This window comes from Archangium sp. (genome assembly GCF_036389735.1).
GTDB lineage: Bacteria > Myxococcota > Myxococcia > Myxococcales > Myxococcaceae > Archangium.
Map to the genome: position 1 here is coordinate 1 of NZ_DASVWK010001107.1, position 10,696 is coordinate 10,696.

Consider the following 10,696-nt stretch of genomic DNA (forward strand, 5'->3'; position numbering starts at 1 on the left):
CACAGTCCGCGTCCGCGTTGCACTCGCGCGCGAAACCGCCCGCCTCGGCCATCCCATTGAGCACCGCCGGGCCAGCACCAGCGGCCGTCTCCGCGCCGAAGCCGACGACGATGGTGCGGATCTTCTTGTTCCTCAGGTTCTGCACCGCCAACACCGAAGCATCCTTGTCGAGGCAGCCCACCGTGTTGTACGGCGCCTCCGCGCAGAGATTGTCCTCGGGCTTGCCCAGCGTGCAGGTGCAGGGTTTCGAGGCGTCGAACTTCTCGTTGCAGTTGGGCAGACCGTCCGTCAGCAGCAGGACGAGATCCTCGCGCCCCTCGACCTGGAGTTCCGGCAGCGTCCCCAGGAAGTCGAGGCTCGGGCTGGTCGGGGTTCCGCCTAGCGGCCGGTTCGGGCCGGAGTTGGGGATGCCCTGAATCGCCGCGTTCACGGCCGCGGCCTGGGCGATCAGCGTGTTGTCATCCTCCGCCGTGGGCAGCCCCCTGCGCAGCCCGGTCGTCGCGCCGCCACACACACTCGACTGGGTGAGGTCCGGGTAGGTCGCCAGTCCCACGCGCGCCACGCGGCCGTTCTTGGAGAGGAAGCTGTCCATCGCGCCCTGCAGCGCCCGCCAGCGCGTGGGGCACGTCGTCGGGCACGGAGACTCGCCGCCACAGGTGGTGCCGTTGGAGAGCTTGCAGGCCGCAAGGTTTTTATCCAGCGGCTCGGTCATCGAACCCGACGTGTCCACCAGCAGCATCAGGTTGGGCTTGAGAGCACGGGCTTCGACCCTCGTCTCGACCGTCGTCTGAGAGACGGCGAGCGGCTCCACCGGCTCGAAGTCATAGGTCTGGCAGCCGGCGGCGAGAACACCACCGAAGGTGCTCACCGCAAGGGCGAGCAAGAGGGTCAGTTTGGCGCGCATAGATTGAGTCGCTCCTCGAAATCAGGCGCGGGCTCACCCCGCGCTCACTAGGGACCGGCCCCGAAAGCGGGCCGAGGATACCCTCTCCCGCAGGCCCCGGGCCAGCCTTCCGCGCAACGCCTCCCTATAGAGCGAGGGTGCGTGCACCATCCGTCAGTCTCCACAGCGACGCCAGCCCCATCACCTCGTCCAACGTCCCCTTCAGCTCGTCCGGTACGTATCCGCAGATTCTTACCGTGGTGTCGCACGCCACCAGCTTCGCCCCCAACGCCCTCGCCTCCTCCAGCATCCGCGCCGGTGTCGGCACCCCCAGCCCCTCCGCCCTCGCGCTCTCCGCCAGCTCCTTCTCGCTGTGCGGCCGCCCAAAACCGCCCCTCACCAGGGCTCTCAAGGCGTCGAAGGCGAAGACGACGTACACCTGATCACCCATCGCCGCCGCGGTGATGCCCATCGACGCCGCCTGGAACGCGGGCTCGTAGGTGGCGTGCTGTAGAAAGAAGAAGACCCGTCCAGCCATGGCGCCGCCACATATAGCGGCACGCCAAGTGACTTCAACCGAACGCCGAGAAACTTCAACAATCCACCATCAGCAAAACGCACCCGGAGTGCATCGTCTCCACCCGGTCCTCCGGCCTATAACCAGGGTCCGTCGAAGGTCCGCACCGAGGGAGCCCTCCCCCATGTCCATCTCCCCACCGCCCGTCTCCGCTCGCGCCGCCTCGCCCGCTCATGGGTGGCGGCACCGCCTGCCGCGGCTGTCCGTGCTCGCCGCGCTGCTCCTCTCGGGCACCCACCCCGGTGGCGAGGCCGCCGCCGCGCTCATGCAGTCCTCTCCTCTCGACACACCCCGGTCCCCGGGCACGCTGCACGAGGAGATCCTCCGCCTGCTCGACCGCTCCGAGGCCTTCCCTCGCGAGGCGGACTGGGCCCCGCTCGGCCCCGACGCCCTCACCGAACTCTCCGGGCTCGCCAACGACCCCAAAGCCTCCGAGACCCAGCGCGCTCGCGCCGTCACCGCCATGGCCGTCGTGGCCCACCCCGAGGCCTCCGTTCGGCTCCAAGCGCTCCTGCGCCCCTCCGCGACTCCCCCTTCCGTGCGCTCCGCCGCCGCCCTCGCCCTCGCGCGCCGCACCGGGCTCGAGTCCGTTCCGTCATTGGCTCCGCTGCTCGAGGATCGCAGTGAGGCCGTTCGCGCCGCCGCCGCACAGATGCTCGGACGTGTAGGGGGCGCGGAGGCTCGGAAGGTGCTCGAGGAGCGGCTTGCCCTCGAGGAGAAGCTGGAGGTCCGCGAGGCCATCCAGCGCGGGTTGAGCTACATCGAGCCTTGAGGGGTTCAACCCGAGGGGGTTAGATGGGGCCATGCGCCCCACCGTGCTCCTCTTCGACATCGATGGCACCCTCGTCACCACCGGCGGCGCCGGTCGTCGCTCCATGGAGCAGGCTTTCGAGAGCCTCCACGGTCGCCGTGATGCCTGTGACTCCTTCAGCATGTCCGGCATGACCGACCGCGCCATCGTCCGCAAGGGACTCGAGGTCATCGGCGCCTCCACCTCTCAAGAGGCCATCACCGCCGTCATCGACGCCTACCTCGCCTCCCTCGCCGAGGAGGTCCAGCGCGTCCAGGACCGTGACTACCGCCTCCACCCCGGCATGCGCGAGGCCGTCGAGGCCGCCCACTCCCGCGAGGGCTTCGCCGTCGGGCTCGGCACCGGCAACGTCCGCCAGGGAGCCCGCGTCAAGCTCGAGCGCGTCCGGATCTACGACCGCTTCTCCTTCGGTGGCTTCGGCTGCGACCACGAGGACCGCACCGAGCTCATCCGCCACGGCGCCAGGAGCGGTGCCTCCCTGCTCGGTGTCCCCGTCGAGGCCTGCCGCGTCGTCGTCATCGGCGACACCCCCAAGGACGTCGCCGCCGCCAAGGGCATCGGCGCCACCTGTATCGCCGTCGGCACCGGGAACTTCACCCCGGACGCCCTCCTCTCCTGCGGCGCCGATTACGCCTTCGCCGACTTCTCCGCCCCCGAAGCGCTTGCCGCCCTGCTCGACGGCCGCTGAGCCGGGCTCGCTCTTCGGGCACCCCTCCGACCTGGGTATGGTATCTCGACCGTCACGCCCAGGTCCCGAGGAGCCCCTCCCCATGTCGCTGTCCACCCTCGAAGCCTACGATCTCGTCCGTTTCGCCGAGGCCCTCGACTCGCGCCTCGCCGCCGCCGATGAGCTGCTCGCGGGTCGCCCAGGTCTGGAGCGCGAGAAGGAGTGGCTCTCCACCGCCCTCCAGATCGTCCGCACCGAGCGCGCCCCCGCCCAGGCCGTGCTCGAGAAGGTGCGCGATCTGCCCGAGCTGGAGGAGGTGCGCGAGGAGTTCGCCTTCACCCTCCAGAATGTCTGGGTCGACACCCTCGAGAAGCTCCACGCCGGCATCACCTTCTGTGCCAGCAGCCGCGCCCCCGTCATCGAGGCCCTCTTCCCCCACCTCAAGTTCCCCCAGCTCCGCCGCGCCTCCCGCGAGGCCCTCCAGGAGTTCGGCTCCAACTACGAGCGCCGGCTCAAGTCCTCCTACGTCTCCCGCATCCTCGCCCGCGAGGACTTCGCCTTCGTGCGCCCCGTGCTCGACCAGGTGGCCACCGCCTACGGCCAGTGGCAGGCCTGCTTCGTCCCCGTGCAGCTCCCCCACGAGCAGGCCGCTCCCCTCCGCGCCGAACTCATCGCCCTCGGCAAGAAGCTGGATCTCGCCCTCCGGCAGGCCCGCTGCCTCGCCGAGGCCGCCCTCGCCCCCCTCCCCGAGGCCTTCGAGAGTTCCGGTCTCGCCGCCAAGCCGCGCAAGCGCGCCGCGCGTGGGCTGCCCTTCCTGGAGTCCCCCGAGGCCGCCGCCCCCGAGGTCGGCACCTCCGAGGAGCTCACGCCCCTGGCGAGCGATTCCGTCGAGCCCAGTGCCGCCGAACTGGCCGAGCTCGCCGCGCTCTCGGAGTCGGGTTCCGCCGAGCCAGTCACCGAGGCCCCCGCCGCCGAGGCGTCTCCCGCTCCCGAGGCGGTCACCGCGGCGCCCGAGGCTCAGCTGGCCGCCGAGCCTCCCCCCGCCGCCCCCATCGCCGAGCCTTCTCCGGAGGAGCCCGCCGCCGAGGCGAAGTCCGCTCCCAAGGCGACCGCCAGGCGGGGACGCAAGAAGGCAGACCCCAAGTCCGCCTCCTCCGAACCCACCTGAAGCAGGCCCCGCTCTCCACCGTTAAGAGGAATCGGCCATGGCCGACGTCGCCCTCCCCATCGACCCGCTCCTGCCCGAGATCGTCGCCACCCTGCGTGGGGCGAAGTCGCTCGTGCTGGAGGCCCCTCCCGGCGCCGGCAAGACGACCCGCGTCCCCCGCGCTCTGCTCGAAGCCGGCCTCGGTCAGGGCAAGGAGATCGTCGTCCTCCAGCCCCGCCGCCTCCCCACCCGGCTCGCCGCCCAGCGTGTCTCCGAGGAGATCGGCGAGTGCGTCGGTGAGACGGTCGGCTACCAGGTCCGCTTCGAGGACGTCCGCGGCCCCAAGACCCGGCTCTCCTTCGTCACCGAGGGCGTCCTCGGCCGCCGCCTCCTCTCCGACCCCACCCTGCGGGACGTCGGCGTCGTCGTGCTCGACGAGTTCCACGAGCGCCACCTCTCCGCCGACATCTCGCTCGCCCTCCTGCGCCGCCTCCAGCAGGGCCCCCGGCCCGACCTCAAGCTCGTGGTGATGTCCGCCACGCTCGAGGCCGCCCCCATCAGCGCCTACCTCGACCACTGCCCCACCCTGCGCTCCGAGGGCCGCCGCTTCGACGTCTCCGTCGAGTACCTCCCCACCGCCGATGACCGCTACCTCGATGCCCAGGTCCTCTCCGGCATCAAGCGCCTCCACGCCAACGGTCTCGACGGTGATGTGCTCGTCTTCCTCCCCGGCGCCGGGGAGATCCGCCGCACCAAGGAGGCCTGCGCCGAGTTCGCCGAGCGCCACGGCATCGACCTGCTCCCCCTCCACGGCGACCTCACCCCCGCCGAGCAGGACCGTGCTGTCCGCCGCAGCTCCCGCCGGAAGATCATCCTCTCCACCAACGTCGCGGAGACCTCCGTCACCATCGACGGTGTCGCCGCCGTGATCGACAGCGGCCTGGCCCGCGTGGCCTCGCACTCGCCCTGGTCCGGCCTGCCCATCCTCAAGCTCTCCAAGGTGAGCCGGGCCTCCGCCACCCAGCGCGCCGGCCGCGCCGGCCGTACCCGCTCCGGCCACTGTCTCCGCCTCTACACCCAGCACGACTTCGACGGCCGCCCCGACCAGGACGCCCCGGAGGTCCGCCGCATGGACCTCGCGGAGACGATCCTCGCCCTGCGCGCCTCGGGCGTGAAGGACCTCGCCTCCTTCCCCTTCTTCGAGCCGCCCCCACCCGCCTCGCTCGAGGCCGCGGAGACCTTGCTGCGCCGCCTCGGCGCCGTGAGCCCCGACGGCTCCGTCACCGACATCGGCCAGCGGCTCCTGCGCTTCCCGCTCCACCCCCGTCAGGCCCGCATCATCGTCGAGGGCGAGCGGCGTGGCGTCGGCGCGGACGCGGCACTCCTCGCCGCCCTCGTGGGTGAGCGCGACATCCGCCGCGAGGCCCGCACCAACCTCTCGGGCCCCGGTCGTGTCCAGTCGCTCTCCCTGGAGTCCAGCGCCGTTCAGGCCGTGGACCGCGTGCAGCGCCAGCTCCGGCGCGCCGTCCGCGAGCAGGGGCAGAAGCCCTCCCGCCCCGAGGCCGTGGAAGAGGCGCTGATGCTCAGCGTGCTCGCCGGTTATCCCGATCGCGTCGCCCGGCGCCGCCGGCCCCGCTCCCCCGAGCTCCTCCTGTTTGGTGGTGGCACCGCGCAGCTCTCCGAGCTCAGCGTCGTCCAGGAGCCCGAGCTCATGGTCGCCGTGGACGTCGAGGAGCGCCCCGGCCGCGGCGTCATCATCCGCCTCGCCAGCTCCGTCGAGCCCGAGTGGCTCCTCGACCTGTACCCCGATGCCCTGGAGGAGGTGGACGCCCTTCAGTGGAACTCCGAGGCCAAGCGCGTCGAGCGCATCACCCGCCTGTCCTACGGCAACCTCGTCCTCGAGGAGACCCGCACCCCCGCTCCTCCCTCCGAGGCCGCCGCGCGCGTGCTCGTCGAGCAGGCCCTCGCCGCGGGTCCTGGTCGCTTCGCAGACCCCGAGGCCCTCCAGCAGTGGCGCACCCGCATCGCCCTGCTCACCCAGGCGTTTCCAGAGGCCGGCTTCCCCACCGTGGACGACGCGTTGATGCGGGACTCGCTCGCGTCCCTGTGCGCCGGGGCTCGGAGCTTCGCCGACCTGGAGGGGGTGTCGCTCCTCGACGCGCTCAACGCCCGCCTCACCTCCGAGCAGGCCCGTTTGCTGTCGAATCACGTCCCCGAGAAGGTCGCGCTCCCGGGCGGGCGCACCGCGAAGGTCCACTACGAGCCCGGCAAGCCCCCCTGGGTCGAGTCACGGCTTCAGGACTTCTTCGGGATGGCCCAGGGGCCCAGTGTGTGTGCCGGCAGGGTGCCGCTGGTGATCCACCTGCTCGCGCCGAACATGCGGGCGGTTCAGGTCACCACGGATCTCGCCGGGTTCTGGGAGCGGCACTACCCCGCCCTCCGCAAGGAGCTGTGCCGGAAGTATCCGAAGCACAGCTGGCCCGAGGATCCGCGCCATGCGCAGACTCCGGCCGAGCGGGGACGGCGGATCTGAACAGCTAGAGCTTCTTGCGCATCTCCAGGTGCTCGATTCCCGCTTCCTGGAAGACCTGACCCATCGGCTCGTAGCCCTGCTTCTTGTAGAACTCCAGCGCGTACAGCTGCGAGTGCAGCACGATGCCGTTCACGCCTCGGCGACGCGCCTCGTCCTCCAGCGTCGTCAGCAGCATCGCGCCCACCCGCGCCTTGCGGTGCGCCTTCAACACCGCCATGCGGCCAATCTGCGCCCACGTTCCGCTCTCTCCGGACGGCGGCTCCGACAGCGTCACCAGACGCCCCGTCCCGATGGCGTGCCCGCCTTGGAACGCCAGCACGTGGTACGCCTTCGCATCCTCGGCATCACGCTCGATGCCCTCGGGGACGTGCTGCTCCTCGATGAACACCACCTCGCGGATGGCGAGCGCCTGAAACAGCTCGGCCTCGGTCTTGATCTGACCGATGGTGACCGGCTGGGGCTGGGGGTTCTCCGGGTTCGACATGGCGTGGCCAAACTACACAAAAGCCGCCGGGTCAAACAGATCGAAAAGGTAGCGCGGCGTGTTAAGCGCTCCCCCGACGTGATGCCCCCTCTCCAGGCCACCGGGCGCCTCCCACTCATCGGGTTCTATTCCCTCTATTTTGGCGCTGTCGGCATCGTCCTGCCCTTTCTGCCGGCCTACCTCGAATCTCTCGCCCTCTCCGTCACCCAGATAGGGCTCCTCCTCTCCCTCAGTCCCCTGCTCGCCCTCGTGGCCCCCCACCTGTGGGGCCACCTCGCCGATCGCACCGGCCGCCCCCACCGCGTCCTCGCCGTCCTCGCCGTGGGCGCCTGCGCCGGCTTCAGCCCCCTCCTCTTCGTCGATCGGTTCCCCGCCCTCGTCGTCACCTTCGCCGCCTACGCCTTCTTCGCCTCCTCCATCACCCCCCTGGTGGACAGCCTCGCGCTCCAGCACGTCGCCCACACCGGTGGCTCCTACGCCCACCTGCGCCTCTTCGGCTCGCTCGGCTTCGTCCTCTCCTCCTCCCTCTTCGGCCTCGCCGTGGACTCCGTGGGCCGCGCTACCGTGCTCGCCCCCCTCGTCCTCCTGGCCGCGCTCGCCCTGTGGAGCCTCACCCTCCGCGACGGCCATGCCCCCCCGCGTACCGAGGACGTCCACCCCCTCGCCGGCTTCCAGCTCCTCGCCCACCGGGACCTGCGTTGGCTCCTCGCCGGCACCGCCCTCCATTGGATCGCCTGCGCGCCCTACCACGGCACCTTCTCCATCTTCGTCGTCTCGCTCGGCCTGCCCCCCTCCGTCACGGGCGTCTCCGCCGCGCTGGGCGTCACCGCGGAGCTGGCCGTGATGCTCCTCTACCCCCGCGTCGCCGAGCGCATCGCCCCCCGCCACCTGCTCGCCCTCTCCTTCGCCGTCAGCGCCCTGCGCTGGGGCGGCCTCTCCGTCGCCTCCTCGCCCAGCGTCATCGCCGCCCTCTCCCTGCTCCACGGGATGACCTTCGGGGCCTTCTACGTGGCCAGCATCGCCTTCGTGGCCCGCCGCGTTCCCCCTCACCTGCGCGCCTCCGGCCAGGGCCTCTTCGCCGCCGTCACCTTCGGACTGGGGGGGCTGGTGGGATATGCCACCGCCGGGGCCGGCTATGACTGGCTCGGCGGCCACCGCCTCTTCGCCGTCGCCGCCGTCCTCGAGCTGCTCGCCGCCGCGCTCGTCCTCCGCATCTCCCCCGAGAAGCCCCCCTCCCCGGCGTGATAGCCTGCGGGCGATGCGATCCGCCCTTCTCGCACTCGTCCTCTGTCTCGCCTCCCTCCCCGCCGCCGCCCAGCCCGAGGTCTTCTTCGGCGCTGGCAACGACGTGCCCAACATCAAGGAGGAGGACTTCGACCGCCGCTTCCTCAAGACGGGCCTGTACCGGGCCCTCTCCCAGGGAACCAACGATCCGAACTGCGCCCAGCTCCTCGGCGGGCTGATGACGATGCTCGCGGAGACCGCGCCCCTGCTCCACAAGCGCGACGAGAACTTCTACCTGGACCCGATGCTCGTCGAGGCGCTCAACACGCAGTTGAGCAACCCGCGCTTCCAGGCCAACGCCTACCTCGTGGCCATGGTGCGGCGCGTGCTCATCGAGCACAAGCTGCCCCAGTCCTGGTTCCAGACCGCGACGGCCCTCGGGCCCGTCGTGCTCACCATCGACGTGGGCAAGCTGCGCTTCCTCTCCGAGGGCCTCCAGCCCATCGACAGCTTCTTCCTCACCCTCCCCGCCCTGCGCGAGCGCTATGAAATCGAGGTCCGCCGCGCCAACGCCACCGCCGCCTCCTCCGCGGAGAAGATGTTCCGCGAGAACTACCTCGACCGGCAGGTGGCCTTCGGGGGCATCGAGCTCATCGACCTGGCCGTGGAGAAGCCCAAGAAGAAGCCGAAGAAGCGCAAGGGCGAGCCCGTCGAGGAGGAGCCACTGACGGCTGTGGCCCGGATGGTGTGGTACCCGCCCGACCCCAACGCCGGGGAGCTCAACATCTTCGGCACGCCGAAGCGTACCGTCGTCAACATCACCGCGCGGCTCGCGCCCCAGCAGTACCTGGACTTGAGCCGCATTCCCAAGGGCACCCGGCTGATGGTGCGCGGGCGCCTCTGGGGCTTCAAGAAGGCGGTGCAGGACGTGGAGCTGCGCGACGCGCTCATCTTCCAGGACCGCGACTGGTCCCAGGGCGCCGTGCTGGTGGATCCCAACGCCGTGGCCCGGTGCCCCATCGCCACCAACGACCTGATGGGCGTCGCCCCCCAGCAGCAGGGCGCCTTCGGCCAGCCGGGCCGCTAACCCCTCCAAGCCAACGACGACCTATGTCCTCCAATCCATCGAATGAGTTCTCGTGGCAGGAGCAGTTGGAGCTCGCTGCCCAGGTGGTGGCCGCCGTCGCCATGGGGGGCTACATCTCGCACCGCGCCCACCTCAACAGGCTGGGCATCCCCGCCAGCACGCCCTTGAGCGTCGAGCGCTACCTGGCCGAAGCCTGGTACGTGGTGAGCGCGAGCCTGGAGTTGCTGTTCACCCTCCTGCTGTGGCCGCTCGCCCTGCTCCTGGTGGGCTCGGTTACCGTCGCGTTCCTCTCGCGCCGCAAGCGGCTGCCTCAGCTGCCCGCCTGGATCGGCAGGTTGAAGCCGAACCGCGAGAGCCTTCCGCTGCCGCTGGGCCTGCTACTGGGACTGCTCGTCCTCCTCGGGACGGTCTGGCGGCAACCGACGGACATCCCCCTCCTGGTCGCGATCGGCCCCTTGAACGCCGAACTCCTCGCGAAGTCGGATCCGATGGGAGCGCAGGTGTTCTACGGCCTGGCGATGCTGGTGTGGCTGCTCTGCGCGGCGGTCATCACCGCGCTGGTTCCGGAGTCGAAGAGCCGGGACAAGGTATGGCTGGCCTGGCTCGGGTGCCGGGGGATGCTGCCACTCGGCGTGGTCGCGCTCTTCATGCATTTCGGGACGGCGGTCCATGCGAGCAGCTACCCCTCCGTCGAGGTGCGCCATGGAAAGGACGCGGCGGTGGAGACCCTCTCCGGAGCCCTCGTCCTGGAGTCCTCGGAGTCGTTGCTCATCTGGAGCGCGGGCCAGGGAAGCGGCGTCCTCACGTCCATTCCCCGCGAAGCGGTGCAATCCATCCGCTTCGGGCCCGACATCGACGTGCTGGCCAGGGCGCTCGAAGAGGCGACGAAGAGCCCGGTGGTGCCCCCGAGCGCTCAGCCCACCCCGCCCGTGGCTTCGCCCACGTCCGTCCCTTCGCCAGCTCCCGTGGCTTCCCAGGAGGGCCCATGAACCGAAACGTCCTCCGTGGAGTCCTCGCAGGTGTCCTCCTGTTCGCCGTTCAAGCCTGGGCCGGTAGTGGTCCCGGCTTCCTCGCGCGGCTCGGCAAGCTGCTCGGCCTGGACAAGCGCACGCTGGGAAGCGTGAGCATGGCGCGCTCCTCCGACAGGCCCACCGAGGGGACGTACCTGCTGGAGCTGGACTGTGCCGCCCGGACCGAGTCCGTGCTCTGGCGCTGCGAGGGGTGCCGGTCTCCCGTCCGGGCCGGTGACGCGGGCATCGCTGTCATCCGCCAGGATGGGCTCT

Annotated in this window: 11 protein-coding genes; 8 read left to right on the top strand and 3 right to left on the bottom strand. The window is 70.7% G+C overall.

The window, feature by feature from the left end:
* The coding region (gene cglB, locus VF794_RS39790) for an adventurous gliding motility lipoprotein CglB (protein ID WP_331118951.1) at positions 1-904 on the bottom strand (904 nt) is incomplete at its 3' end.
* Between the two features lie 124 nt (positions 905-1,028).
* Positions 1,029-1,421, bottom strand: a complete 393-nt coding sequence (locus VF794_RS39795; protein WP_331118953.1) for a hypothetical protein — start codon at positions 1,419-1,421, stop codon at positions 1,029-1,031.
* A gap of 163 nt (positions 1,422-1,584) precedes the next feature.
* Here VF794_RS39795 and VF794_RS39800 point away from each other — a divergent pair, with 163 nt between their 5' ends.
* From VF794_RS39800 to hrpB, 4 genes are all read left to right on the top strand, one after another.
* Complete coding sequence (locus tag VF794_RS39800; protein WP_331118955.1) at positions 1,585-2,232, top strand: HEAT repeat domain-containing protein; 648 nt, start codon at positions 1,585-1,587, stop codon at positions 2,230-2,232.
* A 31-nt stretch (positions 2,233-2,263) separates the two neighbouring features.
* Entirely contained in the window at positions 2,264-2,959 is a 696-nt protein-coding gene (locus VF794_RS39805; protein WP_331118957.1) for an HAD family hydrolase, read from the top strand.
* 82 nt (positions 2,960-3,041) lie between these two features.
* A complete protein-coding gene (locus VF794_RS39810) occupies positions 3,042-4,106 on the top strand; it encodes a hypothetical protein (protein WP_331118959.1) in 1,065 nt (354 codons plus the stop codon).
* Positions 4,107-4,143: 37 nt separating this feature from the next.
* Positions 4,144-6,618, top strand: a complete 2,475-nt coding sequence (hrpB, locus tag VF794_RS39815) for an ATP-dependent helicase HrpB (protein ID WP_331118961.1) — start codon at positions 4,144-4,146, stop codon at positions 6,616-6,618.
* Between the two features lie 4 nt (positions 6,619-6,622).
* Here the strand turns inward: hrpB and VF794_RS39820 are convergent, their stop codons facing one another.
* Entirely contained in the window at positions 6,623-7,102 is a 480-nt protein-coding gene (locus tag VF794_RS39820) for a GNAT family N-acetyltransferase (RefSeq protein ID WP_331118963.1), read from the bottom strand.
* A gap of 81 nt (positions 7,103-7,183) precedes the next feature.
* Here VF794_RS39820 and VF794_RS39825 point away from each other — a divergent pair, with 81 nt between their 5' ends.
* The 4 genes from VF794_RS39825 to VF794_RS39840 all read left to right on the top strand — a co-directional run.
* Positions 7,184-8,347 (top strand): MFS transporter, encoded by a 1,164-nt coding sequence (locus VF794_RS39825; RefSeq protein ID WP_331118971.1) that lies wholly within the window; start codon positions 7,184-7,186, stop codon positions 8,345-8,347.
* A gap of 13 nt (positions 8,348-8,360) precedes the next feature.
* On the top strand, positions 8,361-9,413 hold the full coding sequence (locus VF794_RS39830; RefSeq protein ID WP_331118965.1) for a hypothetical protein: 1,053 nt from the start codon (positions 8,361-8,363) through the stop codon (positions 9,411-9,413).
* A 23-nt stretch (positions 9,414-9,436) separates the two neighbouring features.
* Positions 9,437-10,402 (top strand): hypothetical protein, encoded by a 966-nt coding sequence (locus VF794_RS39835; protein ID WP_331118967.1) that lies wholly within the window; start codon positions 9,437-9,439, stop codon positions 10,400-10,402.
* Positions 10,399-10,696 (top strand): hypothetical protein (locus VF794_RS39840; protein ID WP_331118969.1); only part of this gene is annotated, 298 nt, incomplete at its 3' end. The genes VF794_RS39835 and VF794_RS39840, both read left to right, overlap by 4 nt.

Excerpts from the sequence above, each read along its gene's own strand:
- hrpB (WP_331118961.1), top strand. The coding sequence starts at position 4,144 with ATGGCCGACGTCGCCCTCCCCATCGACCCGCTCCTGCCCGAGATCGTC.
- VF794_RS39825 (WP_331118971.1), top strand. The coding sequence starts at position 7,184 with ATGCCCCCTCTCCAGGCCACCGGGCGCCTCCCACTCATCGGGTTCTAT.
- VF794_RS39835 (WP_331118967.1), top strand. The coding sequence starts at position 9,437 with ATGTCCTCCAATCCATCGAATGAGTTCTCGTGGCAGGAGCAGTTGGAG.
- VF794_RS39830 (WP_331118965.1), top strand. The coding sequence starts at position 8,361 with ATGCGATCCGCCCTTCTCGCACTCGTCCTCTGTCTCGCCTCCCTCCCC.
- VF794_RS39795 (WP_331118953.1), bottom strand. The coding sequence starts at position 1,421 with ATGGCTGGACGGGTCTTCTTCTTTCTACAGCACGCCACCTACGAGCCC.
- VF794_RS39810 (WP_331118959.1), top strand. The coding sequence starts at position 3,042 with ATGTCGCTGTCCACCCTCGAAGCCTACGATCTCGTCCGTTTCGCCGAG.
- VF794_RS39800 (WP_331118955.1), top strand. The coding sequence starts at position 1,585 with ATGTCCATCTCCCCACCGCCCGTCTCCGCTCGCGCCGCCTCGCCCGCT.
- VF794_RS39805 (WP_331118957.1), top strand. The coding sequence starts at position 2,264 with ATGCGCCCCACCGTGCTCCTCTTCGACATCGATGGCACCCTCGTCACC.
- VF794_RS39820 (WP_331118963.1), bottom strand. The coding sequence starts at position 7,102 with ATGTCGAACCCGGAGAACCCCCAGCCCCAGCCGGTCACCATCGGTCAG.